Raw genomic sequence first — 23,792 nt, 5'->3', positions numbered from 1 at the left:
GACGGGGTCGCCAGCCGGGCACCCCGCGGGGCCGAGGACGTCACCGCGCCACGCGCTCGGCGGCGCTGGGAGGGTGCACGCGGGCTGCGAGGGCGAGTGCGTCGTGGGGCGCGTGGCCCCTGGCGTCGTTGTCGAAGTAGACGAACACGTCGGTGCCGCCGGCCGCCCAGGCACGGCACTGCTCCGCCCAGCGGTCGAGGGCCCGGCCGCTGTAGCCGCTGGCGTAGAGCTCGGTGTCGCCGTGCAGCCGGACGTAGTGGAAGTCGGCGCTCCCGTCGCCCATGCGCGGCCAGCGGCCCGCGCTGTCGGCCAGGACCATCGCGACCCCGTGGTCGGCCAGCAGCCGGCGAGCCTCAGGGGTGTCGAAGCTCGCGTGGCGCGGCTCCAGGGCGTGCCGCAGTGGCTGGTCCGTCTCGGCAGAGGTCAGTGCCCGGTCCTCGGCGAGCTTGTCGTCGTGGTGCCCAGCGAGCTCGGCCGCCTGAGCCGTGGTGCGGGGGAGGAGCGCGAAGAACCGCTCGAGACGCACGGCGTCGAACGGCAGGCTCGCGGGCAGCTGCCACAGCACCGGGCCCAGGGTCGGGCCGAGGGCCAGCACCCCGGAGGCGAAGAAGTTCGCCAGGGGAGTCTCCACGCCCTCCAGGCGCTTCATGTGCGTGATGAACCGACCGCCCTTGACGGCGAAGACGAAGCCCTCGGGCACGGCCGCCCGCCACGCGGCATACGAGCTGGGCCTCTGGAGCGAGTAGAAGGAGCCGTTGATCTCGACGGTGTCCATCCGCTCCGCGACGTAGGCCAGCTCGTCCGCGTGGCGCAGGCCCTCGGGGTAGAAGTCGCCACGCCACGCGGGGTAGCGCCACCCCGAGATGCCGACCCTGACACGGCCCATGGACCGAGCCTAGGCCGTGCGGGCCGCCACGCGCCGTGGCCGAGAGTGCGCTTGAATCGCCTCATGGCCTCCGGCATCGAGTCCGCACGCGACGCGGCACGGATTCAGCTGCGCACCATGCCGCCGGCGGAGCAGGAGCTCTTCGACCTGCGGCTGGAGCGTTGGTGGGAGGACCTCGTGGCCGGACTGGCCGCCGTGTACCCGGACCACGACACCCCGGCGCTCGCGGTCCGGCTCGTGGAACGGGCCGCGACGGCGTACCGGGAGCGTGACCCCGACCTGCGGCGGCTCGACCAGCAGCGGGTGCTGCGCCCGGACTGGCTCCAGCGGCCCGAGATGTTCGGATATGCCTGCTACACAGACAGATTCGCCGGCACACTTGCACAGATCCCCGACCACCTGGACTACCTCGAGGAGCTCGGGGTCACCTACCTCCACCTCATGCCGCTGCTCCAGCCCCGGGAGGGCGACAACGACGGCGGCTATGCCGTGCAGGACTACCGGACGGTGCACCCCGACCTCGGCACGGTGGGGGACCTGCGCGACCTGACGCGCCGGCTGCGCTCGCACGGGATCTCCCTGGTGCTCGACCTGGTGCTCAACCACGTCGCGCGCGAGCACGAATGGGCGGCGCGCGCGAGGGCGGGGGAGGAGCGGTACCGGGAGTACTTCTACGTCTACCCGGACCGGGAGATGCCGGACGCCTACGAGCAGACCCTCCCCGAAGTCTTCCCCGACTTCGCGCCCGGCAGCTTCACCTTCGACGCGGAGCTCGGGGGCTGGGTCTGGACGACGTTCAACGAGTGGCAGTGGGACGTCAACTGGGCGAACCCGGAGGTGCTGGTCGAGTACTCCGACATCGTCCTGTTCCTCGCCAACCTCGGGGTGGAGGTGTTGCGCCTGGACGCGATCGCCTTCACGTGGAAGCGCCTCGGCACCAGCTGCCAGAACCAGCCCGAGGTGCACGCCCTGACCCAGGCCCTGCGCGCCGTCACCCGAATCGCCTGTCCCGCAACGGTTTTCAAGGCCGAGGCCATCGTCGGGCCGCGCGACCTGGTGCAGTACCTCGGGACGGGGGAGCATGCCGGGCGGCTCAGCGAGCTCGCGTACCACAACAGCCTCATGGTGCAGGTGTGGTCGATGCTCGCTGCCGGGAACGTCGTGCTCGCCCGGCACGCCCTCTCGGCGCTCCCGCCGACGCCGCCCTCGGGCACGTGGATCTGCTACGTCCGGTGTCACGACGACATCGGCTGGGCCATCGACGACGAGGACGCACGCGCCGTGGGCCTCGACGGCTTCGCCCATCGCCGGTTCCTCTCGGACTGGTACGCGGGGGAGTTCCCGGCGTCGTGGGCCCGGGGCCTGGTGTTCCAGCACAACCCGGCGACGGGGGACAAGCGCATCAGCGGCACCGCCGCGTCGCTGACCGGCCTGGCTGACGCGGTCAGTGTCCGCGGTGAGAACACCGCGCTGGCGCGCCTTTTCCTGGCGCACGCGGTCGTGGCCGGCTGGGGCGGCATACCGGTGGTGTGGAGCGGCGACGAGCTCGCGCTGCCGAACGACCCCGACTGGGCGGCCGAGCCCGGGCACGAGGGGGACAACCGGTGGGCCCACCGGCCCCGGCTCGACTGGGACACGGCCGCGAGGCGCGGCGACCTGCGGACGGTGCCGGCGCGGGTGTTCCAGGGACTGGCACACCTCGCGCGGGTCCGAGGCGCCCTGCCGCAGCTGCACGCGGCCGCCGTGACCCACGTGTTGCCGCACACCGACGACGGGGTCCTCGCGGTGGTCCGCCAACACCCGAGCGGCCCGATGGTCTGTGTCTACAACGTCACCGACACCTGGCGGCCGTTCGCGTTCGCCGAGTTCGCCGCGGCCGGGATCGGCGCACCCCACAACGCCCTCGGCGGTCACGACGTCTACGGCGGCGCCGACGGCCAGGTGCTGCTGAGCCCGTATGCCGCGTGGTGGGTCGTGGAGGCGGGCACCGTGAGAAGCCTGCCGGTTCCGGGGGGCGCAGCGGAGGGCGGTGGCGGGTAGGCATGGCCGTGCTGACTCCGCACACACCCGAGGAGTTCTTCGCCGGCCACGAGGACGGCCTGGCGGTGTACCGCTCGGTCACGGCGGCGGTCGCGGCGCTGGGGGACTACGAGGAGCGGGTGTCGCGCAGCCAGATCGCCCTGCGCCACGGCCGGAGCTTCGCGTTCGTGTGGCGGCCCGGGCAGTACCTGCGCTCCGAGGTGCCGGCGGTGCTGTCGATCGCCCTGCGGCGGCGGGTCGAGTCGCCACGGATCAAGGAGGTCGTGCGGCCCGCGCCGCGCGTCTGGATGCACCACCTCGAGATGCGCAGCCCCGGAGAGGTCGACGACCAGGTGGCGCAGTGGCTGGCCGAGGCCTACCTGGACCAGGCTCCCGACCCGGAGCAGCAGCGAGACCAGGCGGGCCAGGCGGAGGGCCAGGAGCCGGGCCCCACGGACCGAGGGGAGTCGTGAGCGAGATCCCGCCATCGGTGAATTGACATAATGTGGATTATCGGCGAAATCGATACTCTTCCGCGCCATGCTGGTCTGGACATCGAAGACCGACTCACGAAGGCTGACGCCATGCGAAAACTCACCTTCGGCATGAACCTGAGCGTGGACGGCTACATCGCCGGGCCGGGCGACGACATCGGCTGGAGCGTGCCGAGCGACGAGCTGTTCCAGTGGTGGTCCGACCGGGTCGGGGCGACGGGCCTGGCGCTGTACGGGCGCAAGCTGTGGGAGACGATGAGCTCCCACTGGCCGACCGCCGACCAACAGCCCGGCGTCACCCCGGCGGAGATCGAGTTCGCCCGCCGCTGGCGGGACATGCCGAAGGTGGTGTTCTCCTCGACGACCAGCACGGTCGACTGGAACACCCGCCTGGTCACCGGCGACGCGGTCACCGAGATCACCCGGCTCAAGGCCGAGGACGGCGGCCCCATGGACATCGGTGGCGCCACGCTCGCCGCGGCGGCCATGCGGGCCGGGCTGATCGACGAGTACGTGTTGGCCACCGCACCGGTCTTGGTGGGCAGGGGCACGCCGTTCTTCACGGCCCTGGACAACTGGGTGAACCTGAACCTGGTGGAGACCCGGACGTTTCCCGATGGCGTGGTCCTCACCAGGTACGAGACCAGGCGCTGAGTTCCGCGGCCGTCCTGGGCTTCACCGTGCCCAGACCGGGCTGACACGGACCTGCAGCGCCCTACACCGCGCCGATCGCGCCGGTCAGCAGGGCGCACGCCTCGTCGAGCGAGTCGGCGCGACGCACGGTGACGTTCCCGGACGGCGGCTCCGGGAGCTCAGCCGGCCAACCCGGACCGCCGATCACCAGTGTCGTCGCGCGTTCGGCTGCCACCAGTGTCCGCCACAGCGGGTCCTTCGTCGGCCGGCTGATCGAGGCCCACAGGAAGACCACCGGAGGCGAGGTGCGCCCGAGCAGGTCCAGCAACGCCTCGACGGGCACCCGCGGGCCCAGGAAGACGCAGCCGACGCCCTGCAGCGACAGCTCGGCCTCGATCGCGACGAGCGGCAGGTAGTGCTGCTCCTCGTCGGCGCTGGCGAGCACCACCCGACGCCGCCCCGCAACCCGCGACCGGTTCGACTGGGTCAGCGCGCGCAGCTCGTTCACCAGCAGCTCGCTGGCGAGGTGCTCGGAGTCGACGCCCATGGAGCCGTCCCTCCAGCGCTCGCCGATGCGCCGCAGGGCTGGGGCCAGCACGGCCGTCCAGGCGCTGACGAGATCGCTCTCGCGGGTCACCCGCTGGTAGACCCGGGCCAGCCCGTCGGCGTCCAGCTCCGCAGCCGACGAGACGATCGCCTCGATGGTGCTCTCCGCAGCATGCTGGGCCACGGCGCTGGCACCGGGCCCCGGACCGAGCGCCGAGGCCAGCGCGGGCGCGTCGATCGACGTCGCCACCCGAGCGGCGGTGCTGGCCGGCACGCCACGACCCGTGAGCTGGGCCATGAGGCGCACCCTCTGGATGTCGACCTCGTCGTAGCGACGATGGCCCCCCTCGGTGCGCTGCGAGGGGCCGATGCCGTAACGCCGGTCCCAGGTGCGCAGCGTCGACGGGGTGAGGTCGAGCCGCTCGGCCACGGCCCCCACGCTCCACGCGAGGAGGTCGACGGCCTCGGTCGGCGCGCTGCCGTGCGGCGGCGGAACGGCCTCCATGGCGGCTGTGGAACCCCCCGGTGCCGCCGTGCCCGGGGTCGTCGTCGAGATGTGCTGGGTGTCTGCCACGTGACTCTCCCTTCGCACCCCCGACTGGACAACGGCTTCTGAACAGAGCATAAACCTGTTCAACGAGGCTTGCCCTTTGAACAAGTTTATGAATAGGTTGTGAAGCAGTTCGCCACCGATCCCCGTGACGACGAGCCCACATGAAGAGCCGCATGAAGAGAAGGAACGTCATGGCCAGCACCAAGCGTCTTCCGATGCCCCTGCTCGACAGCTACGAGTGGCAGTACCAGGGCGCCTGCAACGAGGCAGACCCCGAGACCTTCTTCTCCCCCCAGGCCGAGCGGGGCGCGCGCCGTCGGCAGCGTGAGGCCGCCGCCAAGGCGTTCTGCGAGCGCTGCCCCGTGGTGCGGCAGTGCCTCGACCACGCTCTCGCGGTGCGCGAGTCGCACGGCGTGTGGGGCGGCCTGAACACCGACGAGCGCCGGGCCCTGATCGGCGGCCAGATCGCCAGCTGAGCCGGAAGCCGCGCCGGGCGGGCGACGGGTCACCGTCAGCCCGCCCGGCGTGTCCGGCGAACCGCCCGGGCGTCCACCTCGTACCGGCTCGCCGGGCCGCCGCCGGTGCGGAAGAACCGTCGGCGCAGCGCCCCACTCACCTCGGCATGGTCGCCGGCGCGCAGCCGGCGCCCACTGGACTTGGCACGTCCGGCCCAGCAGGCGATGTCGATGGTGTCGACACTCGCGCCGCCCGGCCCGACCGCGGCGGAGTCCCTGGGCACGACCAGGCGGAACAGCACCACCGTGTCGCCACTGGGCATCTCGCGCTCGTCCGGGTCCGCGCTCACGCGGCCCACGAGGTGCACCTCGTTCGCCCACTCCCCCGCAGCCTGCTGCTCCGTCGCCATCCTGGTCTCCTGGCCGTCGTCCGCCGATATGCGCACACCGAGGGCGCTGCCCCGAGTGTCGCGGTGAGGGAGGGCGCGTGACCGAGCCGGCCTCCGCCTGTGGACGCCGGGGCCGCACCCCACCGCCCTGTGGAGTGATCGGCGGGAGCGATGCGGCCATGGGGCCATGGGATCCGTCATCCACCTGTCGGCCCGGCACGGGACTGGAAGACTGGACCGGTGACCACCCCGCTCGTGCTGCGCCCCATCGAGGACGACGACGTTCCCCTCGTCCTGCGGCTCAACGAGCGCAACGTCGACCTGCTGGCACCCATGGACCGCCAGCGTCTCGGGCAGCTGGTCGCCTGGGCGCGGCGGGCCGACGTCATCGATGTCGACGGAGCAGCAGCCGGCTTCGTCATCACCTTCGGGCCGGGCACCGGCTACGACTCGCCCAACTACCAGTGGTTCTCGGACCTCTACGGAGCCCACTTCCACTACCTCGACCGGATCGTGCTCGACGACCGGTTCCGCCGCCTCGGCCTGGGGACGGCTGTCTACGACCAGCTCGAGCGTGAGGCGGCGCCGGCGGGCCGGCTGGCCCTGGAGGTGAACATCGAACCGCCGAACCCTGCCTCGCTCGCGTTCCACGCGGGCCGCGGGTACGTCGAGGTGGGCCGGCTCGGCCAGCCGGGCAAGACCGTCGCACTGCTGGCCAAGGACCTGACCCCTCCCCTGGCCCGTTCGGGGGATTCGCCGGCGTGAGGCGTCGCTTTACCATTTCTTGACATTCGTGGGCGGGCCGGGCTCGCCCCTCGGCGAGCGGGCACCAGAGCTCCCGCCGAGTCCAGAGGACACAGGGGTACGCCACAGTGGGTTCGACCAGAGGGCTGGGCGCGGCGGTGTGCGCGGCGCTCGCAGCGGGGCTGTGGCTGGGTCAGCCCACCGCCCAGGCCACCCCCTCGCCGACCCCCTCCCCCAGCCCCGCGTCGTCCATGAGCGCGCCGGCCACCAGCACTCCGGCCACGGAGACCGCGCACCCGGAGCACACCCTGAGCCCCGGTGAGCTCGCCGCGCAGATCGCGGAGGCGGAGAGACTGCGCGACAACCTGCTCGGGACGAGCTCGCAGATCGGCGCCGCCACGACCCGGCTCGAGCGCCTGGCCCGCCAGGCGAACACCCTGCTGCAGGAGTACGCCACCGCCCGGGACGCCGAGCGACGCGCTCGGGCCGAGGCCGACCGCAACGTCGCCCTCTTCGAGTCCCTCCACGCGCAGGCCTCCGACGACCGACGGGCCATCGGCCAGTGGGCCTTCGACGCCTACTCCGGCGGGGGCTCCCTCGCCGAGATGACCGCGATGCTCGACTCACTCAACACACCAGCGGCCGAGGCGATCGACCCCCTGGCCGCCCTCGCGTACATCAGCGAGCAGCGCGTCCACGCGCTCGAGCGGGTCCAGGGCCTGGCCGCCGAACAGCAGGAGGCGGCAGTCAAGGCCATCGACGCCCGCGCGGCGGCGACCGCGGCCGCCGCCCAGGCCGCCGCCGCGAAACGGCAGCTCGACGCCATCATCGTTCGCCAGAAGCAGGAGCTGGAGGCCACCCGTGCCCTCTATGCGGCACAGGTCGCCAAGGTGGGCCCGATCTCCGGGATCCTGCTCGGCTCGGAGGACCCCCGCGCCGTGGAGACGACCCGCGAGCTGCGCAAGGCGCTGAAGGTGCCCGAGCTCTTCGCCGACCCCTCGGGCAAGGCATGCTCGGGCGACGAGCGGGAGTACCCCAACGGCGCCATCCCGGCCAGGGCGCTGTGCCCGCTCAGCGGTGCGCCGGGCGAGTCGCTGCGCCCTGGTGCGGCGGCGGCCTTCAACGCCATGAGCGCCGCCTACGAGCGGGACACCGGCTCCCCCATCTGCGTCACCGACAGCTACCGCTCACTGGCCGAGCAGGTCGCCGTCAAGGCCGAGAAGGGCACGTGGGCCGCGACGCCCGGCACCAGCGAGCACGGCCGCGGCCTGGCCGTGGACCTGTGCGGCGGAATCAACAGCTTCGCGACGGGTGCACACCTGTGGATGCGCCAGAACGCCCCTCTCTACGGCTGGTTCCACCCCAGCTGGGCACAGGCGGGCGGATCCCTTCCGGAGCCGTGGCACTGGGAGTACGCCGGCTGAGCCTGCCCCGGGCGGCCGACCAGGGACACGCTGGAGGTTGGGCTCGGATACCCATGGCCCGCGGTGCGCGCTGTGCCACGCTGCAGCCATGACATCTGAGGTCGCCGCCCCGGCGGACAGCGACGCGCAGAACGCGCGCTTCCGCAGGTCCTGGTACTGGTACGACTGGGCCAACTCGGCGTACGTCACCACGACCGCCACCGTCCTGCTCGGGCCCTACCTCACGGCGGTGGCCAAGGAGGACGCCTGCCCCGACCTCGCCGAGGGCGCGAAGTGCCTGACCAACCTCAGCGTGCTCGGCGTCCCGGTCGACCCCGGATCGCTCGTGCCGTACACCGTCACGGCTGCCACCATCCTGTCCGCGATCGTGCTGATCTTCGTGGGAGCCATCGCCGACCGCTCGCCCCGCCCCGCCCGCCTCCTCGGCGGCTTCGCCTGGGTCGGCGCAGCCGCGGCTTCGCTGATGTTCTTCCTGGTCGGCAGCAACTGGCAGCTGGGCGTCGGGCTGATGATGGTCGCGGCGGTGTGCCTGGGCTCGGCGCAGGTGGTGTACGACTCCATGCTGTGCCGTATCGCCGGCCCCGACGACCGTGATGCCGTCTCCTCGCGCGGCTGGGCGCTCGGCTACCTCGGCGGGGGCCTGCTGCTGGCCCTCAACCTCGCCCTCGTCACGCTCAGGCCGTTCGGGCTCGACACCGAGACGGCGGTCCGGGTCAGCCTGCTGTCGGCGGGGCTGTGGTGGGCGCTGTTCACGATCATCCCGGTGAAGGGGATGTGGGACCTGCGCGGCGTCGAGCGGCCCGAGGTCGCCCGCGAGGCCGGCGTCGTCGGCGGCAGCGTGCGACAGCTCTGGGACACCTTCCGCGAGCTGCGCGCCTTTCCGCAGACGATGTTGTTCCTCCTGGCCTACCTCTTCTTCAACGACGGCATCCAGACCGTGATCGGCGTCTCCAGCCTGTACGGCGCCGAGGAGCTGAGGTTCACCCAGCAGCAGCTCATCACCACGATCCTGCTGGTGCAGTTCGTCGCGTTCGGCGGCGCGCTGCTCTTCGGGCGGCTGGCCGGTCGCATCGGCGCCTGGCGCAGCGTCCTGCTGTCCCTGGTGCTGTGGACCGTCACCGTCGGGCTGGCCTTCCTCGTCCCCGAACAGGCCTTCCTGCCGTTCATCGCCCTCGGGGTCCTCATCGGCGTCGTCCTGGGCGGCAGCCAGGCGCTCAGCCGCTCGCTCTTCAGCCAGCTCATCCCGAAGAACCGGGAGGCCGAGTTCTTCAGCCTCTACCAGGCCATGGAGCGCGGCACGAGCTGGTTCGGCACCCTCACCTTCGGCCTCGTGCACCAGCTCACCCACTCCTACCGCTGGGCGATCATCGCGCTCGTCGTCTTCTTCGTGCTGGGTGGCGTCCTGCTGGCGAAGGTGGACGTCCGCAAGGGCATTCTCGACGCCGGGAACGAGCTGCCGCGGGTCGTCTGAGCGGCTCCGCCCGGCGACGGCAGGGGCCCTGACGGGGCAGTGTGAGCAAGGCCATACGCCCATCGCAGGTTGTCCGCCGAGAGCGGAACAATGCGCGAGCGGATGTCGTTGTGGCTGGTGTACCCGCCGAACCTTCCTGTCGCCGGGAACCACGTTGGAGGACCCCTCATGGCAGAACGATCCCTTCGAGGCACCCGTCTGGGTGCGCTCAGCCTGGAGACCGACGAGCACGTCGTCCCCAGTGAGCGCCAGATCACGACGTACGAGTGCCCCAACGGCCACAAGATCGAGTTGCCGTTCTCGGTCGAGGCCGAGATTCCGCCCACCTGGGAGTGCCGCTGCGGCGCCGAGGCCCGTCTCGTCGGCGGCCCGGCCCCCGAGGCCAAGCAGGTCAAGCACCAGCGCACCCACTGGGACATGCTGCTCGAGCGGCGCTCCATCCCCGAGCTGGAGGAGCTCCTCGAGGAGCGACTGACCCTGCTGCGCGAGTCACGCGGCGAGAAGCCGCGGCGCAAGCGCACCGCCTAGGTCACGGCAACGAAGGCCGCGCCCCCACCCGGGGGCGCGGCCTTCGTCATGCCCGCGGGTGGCCTTCGTCATGCCCGTGGCCGCGGGCTGGGGCAGCGCGTCCGCTGCGGCCCCGCCTGGTGACCCCCGGCGTGCGGTCAGAGGACCTCTCCCTCGATGATGTCCGGACCACCGTCGCCCCGGGGTCCACCCTGGCCACCTCGGCCGCTCCCCGGGCCGCCGAAGAACCCGCCGAGCAGCCGGCGCGCGACGACTGCCTCGAGGGCGCGCCGTGCCAGCGGCCGGGTCAGCGGCAGGATGAGGAAGAAGCCGACGATGTCGGTGAGGAAGCCGGGAGTGAGCAGCAGGGTGCCGCCGACGAGCACGAGCGCGGCGTCGGCGAGCTGGCGGCTCGGCATCCGACCGGTGTTGAGCGCCTCGACCAGCGCCGCCCAGGTGCGAGCCCCCTCGCGGCGGACCAGCCACGCCCCGAGCGCGGACTCCAGGAGCAGCAGCACGAGGGTCTGCCAGCCCCCGATGACCCTGCCGACGGCGATGATGGTCGCGATCTCGAGGATGGGCACGACCAGCAGCAGCAGGAACACGACCGTCAGCCACGGCGGCCGACGGCGCGCCCGGTGCGGGCCGCCTACAGGCGGTGCCATGTCTCCTCGCGGTGGCGCAGCGAGCGCACCTGGGTGACGCGGTGCTGCAGGCCCCACCGGGTGATCCGCTGGAGCGACTCGCGCATGATGTCGCCGCTCATCTTCGAGTCGCCGATCTCGCGCTCGACGAACGTGATCGGTACCTCCGTGACGCGCAAACCGCGGCGCACCGCCCGGTTGGTCAGGTCCACCTGGAAGCAGTACCCCTGGGAGGCGACGTCCTGCAGCCCGATCTCGCGCAGGGCGGCCGCGCGGTACGCGCGGTACCCCGCCGTCGCGTCGTTGACGCCCATGCCGAGCAGCACGCGGGTGTAGAGGTTGCCCCCGACGCTCAGCGCCTTGCGGTGGAGCGGCCAGTTGACGACGGACCCGCCGTGGACCCACCGCGACCCGATCACCAGGTCGGCGTGCTCGAGCGCGGCCAGCAGGCTCGGCAGCTGCTCGGGCTGGTGCGAGCCGTCCGCGTCCATCTCCACGATCGCGTCGTAGCCGCGCTCCAGCGCCCACGCGAACCCCGCGAGGTAGGCGGCGCCCAGGCCCTCCTTCCCCGCGCGGTGCAGGACGCGCACGGCGTCGTCGCCGGCGGCGAGGTCGTCCGCCACGTCTCCCGTGCCGTCGGGTGAGTTGTCGTCGAGCACCAGCACGTCGGCATCGGGGACCGCCGCCCGCACCCGTGCCACGACGGGCGGGAGGTTCTCTCGCTCGTTGTAGGTGGGGATGCACACCAGGACGCGGCCGATGGTCGGTCCTCCGGCTGCGGCCGACTCGGGGCGTTCAGACAACGGCTGCTTCCTCTTCTGTGCGTGGGTGGGGCACGACCCTAGCGCTCCGGGACGCCTGCCATCGCGCGGCGCCCGCGAGCAGCAGCAGCAGGAGCGCGGCGGCCCACTCGGGGGCGTCCCCGATGCGGTCGGAGACGGTGACCTCGCTGCGGACCACGGGGGTGCCGTGCGCCGCTGCCGCGGTGAAGAGGGCCGTCTTGTCCTCGACCGTGCCGTCGGGGTGGATGAACGCGCTGACGCCGACGGTGGAGACGTGCACGACCGACCGGCCGTGCTCGATCGCCCGGATCCGCGAGATGGCGAACTGCTGCTCCGACTCGGCCGTGTAGCCGAACGTGGCGTTGTTCGTCTGCACCACCAGGAGGTTGTCGCGCCGCCCGGGCTGCAGCGTCGCCTCGCGCATCAGGTCGTCGTAGGCGACCTCGAAGCAGATGGTCGGAACCGCCCAGTAGGACGCCGCCCCCGCCACCGGGACCTCGAAGGCGGCGGGCGCCTCCCCCGCGGCGAAGTCCGAGCTGACCAGGTCCACCTTGTCGCTGAGCAGGCGGAAGAACGAGCGGAACGGGATGTACTCGGCGAAGGGCACCGGGTGCTGCTTGACGTACCGCTCGGGCTCCCCTCCCCCGGGTCGGTAGAACAGGCTGACGTTGGAGATCCGCGGGGCGGGCTCGCGCAGGACCGCCCCGACGAGCACCGGGGCCCCGGCTGCGTCGACGGCTCGGCGGATGGCCGCGCCCGCGTCGTCGTTGCGCAACGGGTCGATGTCCGAGGAGTTCTCCGGCCAGACGACCAGGCTGGGCGGCCTCGTCAGCCCGGCCGTCCCGCGCAGGGTCTGCTCGACGTGGTTGTCGAGGACCCTGCGCCGCTCGGCGTTGAAGTCCAGCCCCGGGCGCGGCACGTTGCCCTGCACGAACAGCACGTCGACCGGGCGCCCGTCCGTGGGGGGCGTGAGGGCCACCGCCGCGGCCGCCGGGAGCACGGCGGCCGCGCCCACCGCGACGGCCAGCCCGTATGCCGCGCGGCCGGCACCCTTCGCACCGACCCGTTCCCTGCCGACCCGTTCCGTGCCGACCCGTTCCGTGCCGACCGGCCCCAGGTCGCCCGCGCGGGCGCGGCGGCGGTGCCAGAGCGCGGCGATGCCCGCGTGGAGCGCGGCTCCCAGCGCGGCGACGGCGAAGGTGATCCCCGGCGCCCCGGCATACGCGGCCAGGTTGGCCAGCGGGCTGTCCGCCTGGCTGAAGGCGAGGCGGGCCCACGGGAACCCGCCGAAGGGCGTGTGCGAGCGTGCCGTCTCCTGCAGGACCCAGACGACGGGCACGGCGGCATACACCAGGGGCTGCAGCCGGGTGCCGAGGAGGGGGTGCTGCACGGCGGCGGTCACCGCGGCCATGGCCGCCAGGTAGAGCGCCTGCAGCACGCAGAGGGCGACCCAGGGCAGGGCACCGACGTAGATCCCCGACCAGGACAGCGTCGGGAGGAAGAAGGCCAGACCGGTCAGGAGTCCCAGGCCCGCCGCCAGTCGCCAGGTGGCGCCCAGCACGGCGGCAGACAGCGCCGCCACGGCGACGGGTGCGAGCCACCACTGGTCGTGGGTGGGGAAGGCCCACGCCAGCACAAGCCCGGAGGCGACGGCCAGGCCGGCGCGGCGGAGGGCGGGGACCCGCGCCGGTGAGGGGCGTCGGATCGAGGGCGCGGGCACAGGGCCACGCTATGACACAGCACGGCCCGCGCTGCCGTTGGGACCAGCCGGTCGCCGATCGGGTATCGGCGGCAGGCTGTTGTCTACTGAGCGCGCGGGCCATGCCGGCGTCCATCTCCGCGAGGCGGGTGGCGCAGCAGAGGGGTCGAGTCCAGCGACTGGCTCAGCGGTGGCTGCGCGCGCTAGCCACCGAATGCCGCTGTCTCTACCCCTGCTCCTGCGGTCCCCCGTCTGCGGAACTCCGTGGACGACCGTGGGCAAACATACAACCGCCCGGTCGAGCGGTGTCAACCCGTCGTTCACCTGCGGCGACGGCCATCCGCGCAGGTCAGACCCCTGTGCGAAACCCGTTGTGGCGCAGAGATTCCGGGCCACGTCGGCGTGTCGTCGTCGACACGCCGGTGCAGCCCGTCCCACCTCATCCGTTCACCCGATGGACGTCGGCGGAACCACCACGACGCCCCTCGCCGTGGTGGCCACCACGGGGGGCTCGAGAATGTCGGCGGCAGACTCGCCGCGCCCCGGCGCCCCTCGTCCGACAACCCGCACCTCGAACTCCATCTCGCGGCTGCGCGAGCCGACGCGCACCAGGCGGGCCTCGACCTCGATGACGTCTCCGGCGCGCACCGGCGCGCGGAACTGCACGTCGGAGTAGGAGGCGAAGAGGCCCTCGTCGCCGTCCGTGCGGATGCACATCTCGGTGGCGACGTCGCCGAAGGCAGCGAGGGAGTAGGCACCGTCGACGAGGTTGCCGGCGTAGTGGGCGTGGCTGTAGGGCACGTAGCGGCGGTGTACGACGCTGAGGCCGACCTCGGGCTGGCTCGAGCGGGTCATCGGCTGCTCTCCTTGCTGGCGACGAGGGCGTGGACGAGGTAGCTCGCGACCTCGCCGGGCGTGGTGCCGCGGCCGAAGATGCGGTCGACGCCGAGGCGCGGCGCGGAACCCTCCTCGAAGCGGGGGCCACCGGCGATCAGGAGGGGGACCTTCCCAGCGGGGTAGGCCTCCCGGAAGGCCGCGGACATCGTGGAGGTGTTGTGGATGTGGGCGTCCTTCTGGGTGACGACCTGGCTGACGAGCACCGCGTCGGCCTTCTCCTCGCGGGCCCGGGCGACCAGCTCGGGGACCAGCACCTGGGCCCCGAGGTTCACCACCTTGATCTCGCGGTAGTACTCCAGACCCTTCTCACCGGCGAAGCCCTTGATGTTCAGGATCGCGTCGATCCCGACGGTGTGGGCGTCCGTGCCGATGCAGGCGCCCACCACCACGAGCTTGCGCCGCAGCCGCGTCTTGATGGCCCGGTTGACCTCCTTCGGGCTCAGGAGCGGGAACTCGCGCTCGACGACCTCGACCTTCCGCAGGTCGACGAGGTGGTGCACGCTGCCGTAGACGACGAAGAAGGTGTAGCCGTCGCCGATGGGCTTGGCGTGGACCAGCAGGGCCGGGTCCAGGCCCATCTTGGCGGCCAGCTGCAGGGCGGCGCCCTCGGCGCGCTTGTCGTGCGGCAGCGGGAGGGTGAAGGACAGCTGCACCATGCCGTCGCCGGTGGTGTCGCCGTAGGGGCGGATGAGGTCGGGCTGCACGCGCTCCGTGGCGGTCATCGGGTCTCCCCCGCCTCGAGCAGGGTGATCGCCGGGTTGTCGTAGCCCTGGGCCCGGCGCACGACACCGTCGAGGCCCTTGCCCCTGCTCGCGGGCCGCTTCATCAGCCCGAACGTGCCGTCGGCGATCGCCGCGAGCAGTGGGGGGTCCCCGGCGGCGTCGCTGTCGTGCACGATCGCCTCGAGCAGGTCGACGGCCTCGCCGAGGACCTGCCGGGCCCGGGTCTGGATGAACCCGTCACGCGGCGGGTGGAAGTCCTCGGTGAGCCCACCTGCGGCGCCGAGGACGTACCTGACGTTCTGAAGGGCGAGGTCACGGTCGGACAGGAACGGCGTCACCACGGCCTCGGTCATCATGCCCACGAGCAGGATCCCCTGCCCGGTCATGGCGCCGGCCAGGTTGAAGAAGCCGTCGAGCAGGTGCCCGCGGAAGACGTCCCCTGTCATGTGCTTGGTCGGTGGCATCCACTTCAGCGGGGCGTCCGGGAAGAGCTGGCGGGCGAGCAGCGCGTGGGCGAGCTCCATCCGGAAGGAGTCGGGCAGGTCCGGGTTGATCTCGAACGCGTGGCCGAGGCCGAGCTGCCAGTCCTGCAGCCCCGCCTCCTTGGCGAAGTACTCGTTGAGGAGCTGGCTCACGGTGACCGTGTGGGCTGCCTCCACCGCGTCCGCCGTCGTGAGGTAGTTGTCCTCGCCCGTGTTGATGATGATCCCGGCCCTGGCGTGGATCTGGCGGCTGAAGCGCTGGTCGACGAACGTGCGCACCGGGTTGATGTCGCGGAAGAGGATGCCGTACATCGAGTCGTTGAGCATCATGTCGAGCCGCTCGAGGCCGGCCAGCGTCGCGATCTCCGGCATGCAGAGGCCGGACGCGTAGTTGGTCAGGCGGATGTACCGGCCGAGCTCCTTGGAGGTCTCGTCCAGCGCGGCCCGCATGAGACGGACGTTCTCCTGGGTGGCGTACGTGCCGGCGTAGCCCTCGCGCGTCGCGCCCTCGGGCACGTAGTCGAGCAGCGACTGCCCGGTCGAGCGGATGACCGCGATGATGTCGGCGCCCTCGCGGGCCGCAGCCTGCGCCTGCGGGATGTCCTCGTGGATGTCGCCGGTGGCGACGATCAGGTAGATCCACGGACGCTGCTTCGGGTCGCCGTGGCGCTTCACCAGCCGCTCGCGCGTGGCCCGCTGCCGGTCGATGGTCCGGATACCGCGCGCGACCTCCCGCCGCGCCGCGGACTGGGCGCGGGCAGCCTCGCGGCCTTCGGGCAGGCGGAACGAGACCGACCCGCTCGACGACTTCTGGGCCAGGGTGAGGAGGTCCTCGGCCTCCCCTCGGCGCAGGGCGTCGAAGACCGGAGTGGTCACGCCGTGCTCGAGGCCGACCTCCTCGCGGACCGCGTCGACGAGGTGGTTCACCCACGGCACGCGCTCGTGGTCGGCGCCGGCGAGTCCGGCCAGCCGGAGCGTGGCCCGCTCGACGGACACGGTGGTGTGGCTCTGGGCCAGCTTCACGACCGGCCGGCCTGCCTGCCGGGCGAGGGTCCGGGCGCGGCGGACGACAGTGGGATCGAGGTCGAGCAGCGGTTTCACTCTTGCAGACACTCCGCGAGATTAGCAGTGACAGCAGAGGATTTGCGGTCGCGGGCCCTCCGCACCGCAAGATCCTCTCTAGTGCCCTGTGGTCGGGACGAGAGCCCCTGCGTCGAAGACGGTACGGCCCCGGACCACGGTGCGCAGGGCCCGCGGCGCGGGGGCGCCGGGGCTGAGGTCGGGCAGGCCGGGGGTCCCCGAGCGCGGGTCGGTGCTCCAGGTCTGGATCCGGTCGTCGGGGGCCTGCACGACGAGGTCACCGACCTCCCAGACGGCGAACGTCGCGGGCAGCCCGAGGTCGAGGTAGCCGCGGTCGTCGAGGCCGGCCGCACGCCACCCGCCCCGCGTGTGGGCCAGGAAGGCCGACCGGGCGGAGACACGCTGCTCGGCCACGTGGTGGTTCACGCACGCCCGCACCGCCTCCCAGGGCGCGAACGGCGTCACCGGGGAGTCGGAGCCGAGCGCGACGCTCATGCCCTCGGCGAGCATCGACGCGAACGGGTTCATGCCGGCCACCCGCTCCCGGCCCAGCCGAGCGGCATACATGCCGTCTCCCCCACCCCAGTGGGCGTCGAAGGCGGGCTGGACACTGGCGGTCACGCCGAGGGCCACGAGCCGACGGATGCCGTCGGCGTCGATCATCTCGAGGTGCTCCAGGCGGTGCCGGGCGCGCCGGACGACGTCGGCGCCCACGAGCGCAGCAGCGGCCTCGATGCCCTCGACGACCGTCTCGACGCCGGCGTCGCCGATGACGTGGAACCCACCCTGCACGCCGGCGAGCGAGCACGCCGCGATGTGGTCGCGGACCTGCTCCACGGTCAGGTAGCCGTTCCCCCGGTGGCCGGGTGCGTCGGCGTACGGCTCCCGCAGGTGGGCCGTACGGGAGCCGATCGATCCGTCGACGTTGAGGTCACCGGCCAGCCCACGGGCGCCGTGCAGGCGGGCCGCCTCGCGCGCCTCCTGCTCGGTGGCGACCAGCTGGGCCCAGTAGCCGAGGGTCTGCGGGCCGTCGCCCCGCTCCCCCGCCGCCAGCACGTCGGAGAAGTCGTCGTCCGAGGACAGGATCCGTCCGCCGTTCTCGTGCACCAGGCCGATGCCTGCCTTGGCCGCCGCCCGGAGCGCGAGGTCGATGTCGGAGCGGCGCTGGGACGGGCTGATCGCCCGGTTGAACGCCTCGCGGGCGACGTGGTGCGCCTCGCGGGTCACGAGTCCGTCGCCCAGCCACCCGGCATGCCGGTCGGCCCCGGAGGCAGCGGCGAGGGCCGAGGAGATCACCGCCGAGTGGCCGTCGACGCGGGGCATGTAGACGACACCGCCGTAGGTGGCGCGGTCGAGCTCGTTGGCCGTGGCGGGCCGCGCCTCGGGCCAGTGGCGCTCGTCCCAGTTGGGGGCGTAGACCGGCCGGCCCTGCTGCGCGCGGGCGGCGTCCTCCACCCGGGAGAGGGCGGCGGCCAGGGAGGGGGCGCTGGAGACGTCGACGCCGCGCAGGGCCGCGCCCGTCTGCGACAGGTGGGCGTGGGCGTCCACGAAGGCCGGGGCCAGCAGCGCGCCGTCGAGCTCCACCACCTCGTCGACCCCGTCGGCGTGCACGGCCGCTGCGTCGTCACCACCGATCCACGCGATCGTGCCGCCGTCGACCACCATCGCGTTCGCGAAGGGGTCGACCGGGCTGTAGACGAATCCGCCGCGGTACAGAGTGGTCACCCGCGTCACCCTAGAGGGTGTGAGAACCAACCGAACGGACTAGGGAACCCGGCGGCCGCCTCAGCCATACTGGGCACGTGGCCGGGGGAAGGTTCTACGACGCGATGCGCGCTGCCCAGCAGGGTGACGCGCAGGCTTTTGCCTGCCTGTGGCGCGACCTGAACCCTGCCGTCATCCGCTACCTGCGCGTCGTCTCCCCCGCCGACGCACACGACCTCGCGTGCGAGAGCTGGGTGACCGCGGTGCGCCGCGTCCCCGGGTTCTCCGGCGACGAGACCAGCTGGCGCGAGCTCGTCTTCGGCCTCGCGCGGCAGCAGGCCGCCGACGAGAAGGCGAGGCTCGACTGGCTGTTCGAGTCCGTGCCACTCCTGGCGGACGACGACCTCGACGGCGAGATGGCAGCGTTCCTCGCCGGCAGCGTCGACGACCCCGCGGAGCCCGGGAGCGCCGACCGCGAGACCCTCTCGTCGGCCGGTCCCGAGCCCTCGGTCGTGCAGCTCGACGCCGCCGTCGAGGCCCTGCGCGCCCTGCCGGAGGCCCAGGCCGAGGTCCTGGCCCTGCGCCTGGTCGGCGGACTCGCCGCGCCATCGGTGGCGGCCCTGCTGGGTGTTGACGTCGACTCGGTCACCCGCGACGAGCTGGACGGGCTGCACGCCCTCGGCCGCTCGCCCGAGGAGCTCACGGCCATCCTGCAGCAGCCGTTCCGGCCCGAGGAGGTCGCTGACGAGGCGGCGGTCCTCACCGTCTTCGCGGCCGTCGTCCCGCCGGCACGGCCCGCGGTTCCGACCGCGCGGCCCGCGGCTCCTGCCCCCCCGGCCACCGTGATCCCGCTCCGGCGCGCCGGGCGACTGGGCGCGGGCGCGGCCGCAGCCTCCGCCCTCGTCGTCGGCATCGGCGCTCTCAGTGCCGCCGCCTACACCGGTGGGCTGCCCGCGCCGGTCCAGCAGGTCATGCACCGCGTGATCGGCGCGCCCCCGCCTGCCGAGCCGTCCGAGTCCACCGCGCCCGCGGCTGCTGCACCGCCCTCACCCCGGTCCACGACCAGGTCCTCCGCTCCCCCGGCCGGCACGGTCGTCGGCGAGCGTTCGCTGGCGGGCAGGTCCGCCACCGGGCTGCGACTGCCCTCCGCGACCACCGCGGTGACGGAGGAGAGGCTCGCCCTGGTCGTCCTGTGCACGGCCTGGGACGCCCAGACCTCCCGTGGCGGAGCGCCCGAGACCTCCGTGGAGATGCGCCCGCTCGTCGTGGCCGCGGGCAGCGTGACCGCTGTCCCGGCCTACTGCGCCAGCCTCGGGGCGCCTGCCTCGACGGCGACGGAGACGGCTGAGCCCAGCGCACCGGCGACCACCATCCCAGCGCCGTCGACGACGTCGACGCCGCCCAGCAGCGAGACCACCGCCCCGACGACGCCCCCGGTGACCCCGGAGGAGACCCCCTCGACACCCCCGGTGACGACGGAGCCCACTCCCCCGCCCACGACCACGGAGGCGCCCGAACCCTCCACGCAGCCCTCGCCCGAGCCTGCCCCCGCTCCCACGTCCGACGACGCGGACGCCTCGGGTGGCAAGGGGCAGGGCAGCGGTGGTGGGCGTGACACTGCTCCGGGCCAGTCCGAGACCGACGACGGTCGGGGCAGCGGATCCGGCGGCGGGTCGTCGAAGGGGGACGAGCCCACCTCACCCGGGCGCGAGAAGGGCTCGACCAAGGGCGCCACCCCCACCGAGCCGGCGGCGAACGACGCGGGCTAGGCGGTCTCCGCCGCCAGCCGCGCCTCGAACAGGCCCCGTACGGCCGCGTTCCCCCGCACGAGGTCCAGGGCGTAGGCGGCGTGTCCCGGGACGTACCCGTTGCCCACGAGCATGCGGACATCCGCGGCCAGGCCCTCGGCCCCGAGGGCGGCGGCCGCGAAGTTCGTCGCCATGGAGAAGTAGATGATCGTCCCGCCCTGTGCGGTCGAGAGGATGGCGGGCTGCTCGCAGCCGGGCACGTCGACGCAGACCACGGTGATGTCGGCCGGGCCGCCCGCCCGAGCAACGGCCTCGGACAGGCCCAGGGGGCTGCGCGCGTCGGCGACGACCACGTCCTCGGCCAGCCCGGTGCCCGCGAGCAGGGCCGCCTCCCGCTCGTTCGGCACCACGGCGACCCGCCGGCCGGCACCGGCGTCCGCCGCCGCGGCGAGCGACAGCGAGCCGGACTTCCCGGCGCCGCCGAGGACGAGCACCGACGGCGCCTCCCGGCCGGGCCGCGCGGCATACTCCCGCACCACCCTGGCCACGAGGGCGGGTGCTCCGCACACGTCCATGACCATGAGTGCGAGGTCGGGGGCCAGGTCCTCGGGGAGCACCGCGGCGATCGAGCGGCCGAAGAGGATGGCGTGACCCTCGGCAGGAACCCGCTCGGAGCGGCCGTCCCAGCGGGCGAGCGCGTCCGTGATGTGCAGCGGGGTCAGGGACAGCGACACCAGGGTGGCGACGTGGTCGCCCGGCTGGAGCCCCAGGGGGCTCTCCGGCCCGACCTCGTCGACCGTCCCGATCAGCATGCCGCCGGAACCCGTGACCGGGTTCTGCATCTTGCCGCGGGCCTCGATGATCTCCAGCACGGCGGCCCGCAGCGCATCCCCGTCGACCTCGCCGCCCGGGCCGGTGTGGGTGTCGGCGAGCTGGCGGTACGACGCCGCGTCGAGGTTGAGGGTCTCGACCCGGATCCGCACCTCGTCCGGCCAGAGCTCGGGCCTGGCATCCACGCGGCGGGCGGCCTGCGGAAGCGCGGCACCCTCCGGGTCGAGCACGCGGTGGAGGCCGACGGGCGAGGATGGGCGCTGGGACACAGAATCTCCCTCTGAACACGACACGGACGGGAAAACTTGCGGCCTGCTGGCACGAAGACGCGCAGACATTGCGTATCCTGCCATCTATGAGCACGCAGATCGAGCAGCCCTACGCCTACCGCCACCGCGAGCTGGTGGAGCCGGACTGGACGCGCTTCCCCGGTTGGCGCGACGTCACCGAGTCGGACTGGGCCAGCGCCCAGTGGCAGCGTGCCCACTGCGTCAAGAACGTCCGCCAGCTGCGCGAGCTCATGGGCGACCTGCTGACCGAGTCCTTCTACGCCGACCTCGAGCGCGACCAGGCCGAGCGGGCGACGATGTCGATGCTCGTGCCGCCCCAGATGCTCAACACCATGGTCAGCGAGGTGACCTGGGCCGACGGCCGGATGCCGGCTGCCGGCGCGGAGTTCACCCGCGCCTTCTACGCCGACCCCGTGCGCCGCTACATGCTCCCGGTGTTCTCCGACCGGCGCGCCGACTGGCCCTCCCACCCCCACGCGACCCGTGACAGCCTGCACGAGCACGACATGTGGGTCGCCGAGGGGTTGACGCACCGGTACCCGACCAAGGTGCTCGCGGAGATGCTGCCGACCTGCCCGCAGTACTGCGGGCACTGCACCCGCATGGACCTCGTCGGCAACTCCACGCCGCAGATCGCGAAGCTCAAGCTCGCGGGCAAGCCGGTCGACCGGTATGCCGCGATGCTCGCCTACCTGTCCGCCACGCCCTCCGTGCGCGACGTCGTGGTCTCCGGCGGTGACGTGGCCAACATGCCCTGGAAGAACCTCGAGGCCTTCCTCGACCGGCTCCTCGAGATCGAGAACATCCGCGACATCCGCCTGGCCACCAAGGCGCTCATGGGGCTGCCGCAGCACTGGCTGCAGGACGACGTGGTCGAGGGTGTCGGCCGGGTGGCCCGCACGGCCCGCGAGCGCGGGGTCTCGCTGGCGATCCACACCCACGTGAACAGCGCCCAGTCCGTGACGCCGGCGGTCGCCCGGGCCTCGAGGGCGATGCTCGAGGCCGGTGTCCGCGACGTGCGCAACCAGGGCGTGCTCATGCGCGGTGTCAACGACTCCACCGAGCAGCTCCTCGACCTCTGCTTCGCCCTGCAGGACGACGCGATGGTCACGCCGTACTACTTCTACATGTGCGACATGATCCCGTTCAGCGAGCACTGGCGGCTCTCGCTCGCCGAGGCCCAGCACCTCCAGCACGCGATGATGGGCTACCTGCCGGGCTTCGCGACGCCGCGCATCGTGTGCGACGTACCGTTCGTCGGCAAGCGCTGGGTGCACCAGGTCGAGTCCTACGACACCGAGAAGGGCATGTCGTACTGGCGCAAGAACTACCGCACCTCCATCGAGGGGGCCGACACCGAGGCGCTGTCCCGCGACTACGTCTACTACGACCCGATCTACACGCTGCCCGAGTCGGGCCAGGCCTGGTGGCGCGAGCAGGACGGGCACGAGGAGGCCCACGCCACGGCGCTCGACCACGCCGCGGCCAGCCGCGAGGCCGCGGCCCGGGACGCAGCGCTGGTCTGAGGCGCCAACCACAGGGGGCGTCACCGTGGGGTTCGTCCTGAGATGCCGGTGTGCCGCGCGCACCGGGTTCGCTAGGTTGCTCCCGTGACTGTCATCGCCATCCCCCGCAACCGTGTCCTCGCCGACGCCATCCCCGGTGGCCTCGTTCGTGACGCCGTCCTCGTCCTCGGCGGTGCGGCCTTCGTCGGCCTGCTCGCCCAGCTCAGCATCCCGTTGTCCTTCACGCCGGTCCCGCTGTCGCTCGGCACCTTCGCCGTGCTGCTCACCGGCGCAGCCCTCGGCCCCGTCCGCGGAGCGCTCAGCATCGGCATCTACCTGCTGGCAGGCATGGCCGGCATGCCCTGGTTCGCCGGCCAGACCAGCGGCTGGGGCTTCCCGTCGTTCGGCTACATCATCGGCTTCGTGCTCGCCGGGGCCCTGGTGGGCTGGCTCGCCTCCCGGGGCGGTGACCGGACCCCGCTCCGCACCGTGCGCACGATGGTGCTCGGCAACCTCGTCATCTACGCCGTGGGTGTCCCCTACCTCATGGGGGCGACGGGCATGGACCTCGCGACCGGGATCGAGAAGGGCGTCGTGCCGTTCCTGGTCGGCGACGCGATCAAGATCGTCATCGCCGCGGGCCTGCTCCCCGGTGCGTGGAAGATCGTCGAGCGGGTCGAGTCCCGCTGACGCGGCCGAGGGGCACACCCAGGCTGTGGTGGCGCGACGCAGGGACTCCACCCCCGGCACGCCGGCCACCACGGCGCTGAGCCGGGCGGGCGTCACGTTCGACGCCCATCCCTGCCCGCACGACCCCGCGGCGGCCTCCTACGGACTGGAGGCCGCCGCTCACTCCCAGGGGGTCGAGAGCACGACGGTCGTGCGTGTGGCGACGTTCGCGGTGGCCCGGATCCGCGCGAGCAGCTCCTCGAGGTCGCCCGGCGCCCGGACCCTGGCCTTGAGGATGTAGTTCTCGTCGCCGGCGACGGAGTGGCAGGCCTCGAGCTCGGTGACGTCACGCAGCCGGTCGGGGATGTCGTCCGGTGCGGCGGGGTCGAGGGGCGTGATCGAGATGAACGCCGTGAGGGGGAGGTCGAGCGCACCGTGGTCGACGACGGCCGAGTAGCCCTTGATGACGCCGCGCTCCTCGAGGCGCCGCACGCGCTGGTGGACCGCCGAGGTGGACATGCCCATGGCCTTGCCGAGATCCGTATAGCTCATCCGGCCGTCGGCGCGAAGGAGCTCGACGATGCGGCGGTCCTGGTCTTCCACGGACGACACCCTACT

The 23,792-nt window shown here is 72.6% G+C and carries 23 protein-coding genes; 11 read left to right on the top strand and 12 right to left on the bottom strand.

Translation table 11 applies throughout. The annotated features are described in order from the left end of the window. Nucleotides 1–40 precede the first annotated feature (40 nt). Complete coding sequence (locus VIB11_RS05225; RefSeq protein ID WP_332029041.1) at nucleotides 41–886, bottom strand: DUF72 domain-containing protein; 846 nt, start codon at nucleotides 884–886, stop codon at nucleotides 41–43. A gap of 63 nt (nucleotides 887–949) precedes the next feature. Here VIB11_RS05225 and VIB11_RS05220 point away from each other — a divergent pair, with 63 nt between their 5' ends. The 3 genes from VIB11_RS05220 (at nucleotide 950) to VIB11_RS05210 (ending at nucleotide 4,053) form a co-directional block, all read left to right on the top strand. Then, nucleotides 950–2,926: an alpha-amylase family protein gene (locus tag VIB11_RS05220; RefSeq protein ID WP_332029039.1), complete on the top strand. Its 1,977-nt coding sequence runs from the start codon at nucleotides 950–952 to the stop codon at nucleotides 2,924–2,926. A gap of 2 nt (nucleotides 2,927–2,928) precedes the next feature. Then, entirely contained in the window at nucleotides 2,929–3,378 is a 450-nt protein-coding gene (locus VIB11_RS05215) for a DUF5655 domain-containing protein (protein WP_332029037.1), read from the top strand. Nucleotides 3,379–3,489: 111 nt separating this feature from the next. Beyond that, complete coding sequence (locus VIB11_RS05210; RefSeq protein WP_332029035.1) at nucleotides 3,490–4,053, top strand: dihydrofolate reductase family protein; 564 nt, start codon at nucleotides 3,490–3,492, stop codon at nucleotides 4,051–4,053. Between the two features lie 61 nt (nucleotides 4,054–4,114). Here VIB11_RS05210 and VIB11_RS05205 read toward each other — a convergent pair whose 3' ends face one another. After that, nucleotides 4,115–5,152: a MerR family transcriptional regulator gene (locus VIB11_RS05205; RefSeq protein WP_332029033.1), complete on the bottom strand. Its 1,038-nt coding sequence runs from the start codon at nucleotides 5,150–5,152 to the stop codon at nucleotides 4,115–4,117. 140 nt (nucleotides 5,153–5,292) lie between these two features. Here VIB11_RS05205 and VIB11_RS05200 point away from each other — a divergent pair, with 140 nt between their 5' ends. Further along, nucleotides 5,293–5,607, top strand: a complete 315-nt coding sequence (locus VIB11_RS05200) for a WhiB family transcriptional regulator (RefSeq protein ID WP_332029031.1) — start codon at nucleotides 5,293–5,295, stop codon at nucleotides 5,605–5,607. A gap of 35 nt (nucleotides 5,608–5,642) precedes the next feature. Here VIB11_RS05200 and VIB11_RS05195 read toward each other — a convergent pair whose 3' ends face one another. Beyond that, nucleotides 5,643–5,996, bottom strand: a complete 354-nt coding sequence (locus VIB11_RS05195) for a single-stranded DNA-binding protein (protein ID WP_332029029.1) — start codon at nucleotides 5,994–5,996, stop codon at nucleotides 5,643–5,645. A gap of 219 nt (nucleotides 5,997–6,215) precedes the next feature. Here VIB11_RS05195 and VIB11_RS05190 point away from each other — a divergent pair, with 219 nt between their 5' ends. From VIB11_RS05190 to VIB11_RS05175, 4 genes are all read left to right on the top strand, one after another. Further along, nucleotides 6,216–6,740 (top strand): GNAT family N-acetyltransferase, encoded by a 525-nt coding sequence (locus tag VIB11_RS05190; protein WP_332029027.1) that lies wholly within the window; start codon nucleotides 6,216–6,218, stop codon nucleotides 6,738–6,740. A 230-nt stretch (nucleotides 6,741–6,970) separates the two neighbouring features. After that, nucleotides 6,971–8,143 carry a M15 family metallopeptidase gene (locus tag VIB11_RS05185; protein WP_332029025.1) on the top strand — a complete coding sequence of 391 codons (1,173 nt, stop codon included), beginning with the start codon at nucleotides 6,971–6,973 and terminating at the stop codon, nucleotides 8,141–8,143. 88 nt (nucleotides 8,144–8,231) lie between these two features. Further along, nucleotides 8,232–9,614, top strand: coding sequence for an MFS transporter (locus VIB11_RS05180; RefSeq protein WP_332029023.1), 1,383 nt, complete (start codon nucleotides 8,232–8,234; stop codon nucleotides 9,612–9,614). A 168-nt stretch (nucleotides 9,615–9,782) separates the two neighbouring features. Next, complete coding sequence (locus VIB11_RS05175) at nucleotides 9,783–10,142, top strand: RNA polymerase-binding protein RbpA (protein WP_332029021.1); 360 nt, start codon at nucleotides 9,783–9,785, stop codon at nucleotides 10,140–10,142. A gap of 137 nt (nucleotides 10,143–10,279) precedes the next feature. Here the strand turns inward: VIB11_RS05175 and VIB11_RS05170 are convergent, their stop codons facing one another. The 7 genes from VIB11_RS05170 to VIB11_RS05140 form a co-directional block, all read right to left on the bottom strand. Continuing rightward, nucleotides 10,280–10,786 (bottom strand): FxsA family protein, encoded by a 507-nt coding sequence (locus tag VIB11_RS05170; RefSeq protein ID WP_332029019.1) that lies wholly within the window; start codon nucleotides 10,784–10,786, stop codon nucleotides 10,280–10,282. Beyond that, complete coding sequence (locus tag VIB11_RS05165) at nucleotides 10,771–11,568, bottom strand: polyprenol monophosphomannose synthase (RefSeq protein WP_332029018.1); 798 nt, start codon at nucleotides 11,566–11,568, stop codon at nucleotides 10,771–10,773. Before VIB11_RS05165 ends, VIB11_RS05170 begins: the two co-directional genes overlap by 16 nt. After that, nucleotides 11,561–13,267 (bottom strand): apolipoprotein N-acyltransferase, encoded by a 1,707-nt coding sequence (gene lnt / locus VIB11_RS05160; protein WP_332029016.1) that lies wholly within the window; start codon nucleotides 13,265–13,267, stop codon nucleotides 11,561–11,563. The genes VIB11_RS05165 and lnt overlap by 8 nt, the downstream gene beginning before the upstream one ends. 426 nt (nucleotides 13,268–13,693) lie before the next feature. Further along, entirely contained in the window at nucleotides 13,694–14,101 is a 408-nt protein-coding gene (locus VIB11_RS05155) for a hotdog domain-containing protein (RefSeq protein ID WP_332029014.1), read from the bottom strand. After that, nucleotides 14,098–14,865, bottom strand: coding sequence for an OAM dimerization domain-containing protein (locus VIB11_RS05150; protein WP_332029012.1), 768 nt, complete (start codon nucleotides 14,863–14,865; stop codon nucleotides 14,098–14,100). The genes VIB11_RS05155 and VIB11_RS05150 overlap by 4 nt, the downstream gene beginning before the upstream one ends. Continuing rightward, entirely contained in the window at nucleotides 14,862–16,460 is a 1,599-nt protein-coding gene (locus VIB11_RS05145; protein WP_332029010.1) for a lysine 5,6-aminomutase subunit alpha, read from the bottom strand. Before VIB11_RS05145 ends, VIB11_RS05150 begins: the two co-directional genes overlap by 4 nt. Before the next feature lie 66 nt (nucleotides 16,461–16,526). Further along, complete coding sequence (locus VIB11_RS05140) at nucleotides 16,527–18,152, bottom strand: amidohydrolase (RefSeq protein ID WP_332029008.1); 1,626 nt, start codon at nucleotides 18,150–18,152, stop codon at nucleotides 16,527–16,529. A 77-nt stretch (nucleotides 18,153–18,229) separates the two neighbouring features. Between VIB11_RS05140 and VIB11_RS05135 the strand changes: the two genes are divergently transcribed. Continuing rightward, nucleotides 18,230–19,900: a hypothetical protein gene (locus VIB11_RS05135; protein WP_332029006.1), complete on the top strand. Its 1,671-nt coding sequence runs from the start codon at nucleotides 18,230–18,232 to the stop codon at nucleotides 19,898–19,900. Here the strand turns inward: VIB11_RS05135 and VIB11_RS05130 are convergent. Next, the gene (locus VIB11_RS05130; RefSeq protein ID WP_332029004.1) at nucleotides 19,897–20,979 is read right to left on the bottom strand and encodes an L-erythro-3,5-diaminohexanoate dehydrogenase; all 1,083 of its coding nucleotides are present in this window, start codon (nucleotides 20,977–20,979) and stop codon (nucleotides 19,897–19,899) included. The genes VIB11_RS05135 and VIB11_RS05130 overlap by 4 nt on opposite strands. Before the next feature lie 86 nt (nucleotides 20,980–21,065). On the opposite strand from VIB11_RS05130, the gene VIB11_RS05125 reads away from it, so the two are divergent. Next, nucleotides 21,066–22,526: a lysine 2,3-aminomutase gene (locus VIB11_RS05125; RefSeq protein WP_332029002.1), complete on the top strand. Its 1,461-nt coding sequence runs from the start codon at nucleotides 21,066–21,068 to the stop codon at nucleotides 22,524–22,526. A gap of 84 nt (nucleotides 22,527–22,610) precedes the next feature. Beyond that, the gene (locus tag VIB11_RS05120) at nucleotides 22,611–23,195 is read left to right on the top strand and encodes a biotin transporter BioY (RefSeq protein ID WP_332029000.1); all 585 of its coding nucleotides are present in this window, start codon (nucleotides 22,611–22,613) and stop codon (nucleotides 23,193–23,195) included. A gap of 159 nt (nucleotides 23,196–23,354) precedes the next feature. Here the strand turns inward: VIB11_RS05120 and VIB11_RS05115 are convergent, their stop codons facing one another. Beyond that, the gene (locus VIB11_RS05115) at nucleotides 23,355–23,777 is read right to left on the bottom strand and encodes an Lrp/AsnC family transcriptional regulator (protein WP_332028998.1); all 423 of its coding nucleotides are present in this window, start codon (nucleotides 23,775–23,777) and stop codon (nucleotides 23,355–23,357) included. Between the last annotated feature and the right edge of the window lie 15 nt (nucleotides 23,778–23,792).

Origin of the sequence: Pedococcus sp., from assembly GCF_036554925.1 — a bacterium.
Taxonomy (GTDB): domain Bacteria; phylum Actinomycetota; class Actinomycetes; order Actinomycetales; family Dermatophilaceae; genus Pedococcus_A.
This window is presented reverse-complemented; position numbering and strand designations above follow the sequence as displayed.

What these genes read in the sequence shown, in the direction of transcription:
- VIB11_RS05225 (WP_332029041.1), bottom strand. Translation starts at nt 886, where the DNA reads ATGGGCCGTGTCAGGGTCGGCATCTCGGGGTGGCGCTACCCCGCGTGG.
- VIB11_RS05220 (WP_332029039.1), top strand. Translation starts at nt 950, where the DNA reads ATGGCCTCCGGCATCGAGTCCGCACGCGACGCGGCACGGATTCAGCTG.
- VIB11_RS05215 (WP_332029037.1), top strand. Translation starts at nt 2,929, where the DNA reads ATGGCCGTGCTGACTCCGCACACACCCGAGGAGTTCTTCGCCGGCCAC.
- VIB11_RS05210 (WP_332029035.1), top strand. Translation starts at nt 3,490, where the DNA reads ATGCGAAAACTCACCTTCGGCATGAACCTGAGCGTGGACGGCTACATC.
- VIB11_RS05200 (WP_332029031.1), top strand. Translation starts at nt 5,293, where the DNA reads ATGAAGAGCCGCATGAAGAGAAGGAACGTCATGGCCAGCACCAAGCGT.
- VIB11_RS05195 (WP_332029029.1), bottom strand. Translation starts at nt 5,996, where the DNA reads ATGGCGACGGAGCAGCAGGCTGCGGGGGAGTGGGCGAACGAGGTGCAC.
- VIB11_RS05185 (WP_332029025.1), top strand. Translation starts at nt 6,971, where the DNA reads ATGAGCGCGCCGGCCACCAGCACTCCGGCCACGGAGACCGCGCACCCG.
- VIB11_RS05180 (WP_332029023.1), top strand. Translation starts at nt 8,232, where the DNA reads ATGACATCTGAGGTCGCCGCCCCGGCGGACAGCGACGCGCAGAACGCG.
- VIB11_RS05175 (WP_332029021.1), top strand. Translation starts at nt 9,783, where the DNA reads ATGGCAGAACGATCCCTTCGAGGCACCCGTCTGGGTGCGCTCAGCCTG.
- VIB11_RS05170 (WP_332029019.1), bottom strand. Translation starts at nt 10,786, where the DNA reads ATGGCACCGCCTGTAGGCGGCCCGCACCGGGCGCGCCGTCGGCCGCCG.
- VIB11_RS05155 (WP_332029014.1), bottom strand. Translation starts at nt 14,101, where the DNA reads ATGACCCGCTCGAGCCAGCCCGAGGTCGGCCTCAGCGTCGTACACCGC.
- VIB11_RS05150 (WP_332029012.1), bottom strand. Translation starts at nt 14,865, where the DNA reads ATGACCGCCACGGAGCGCGTGCAGCCCGACCTCATCCGCCCCTACGGC.
- VIB11_RS05125 (WP_332029002.1), top strand. Translation starts at nt 21,066, where the DNA reads ATGAGCACGCAGATCGAGCAGCCCTACGCCTACCGCCACCGCGAGCTG.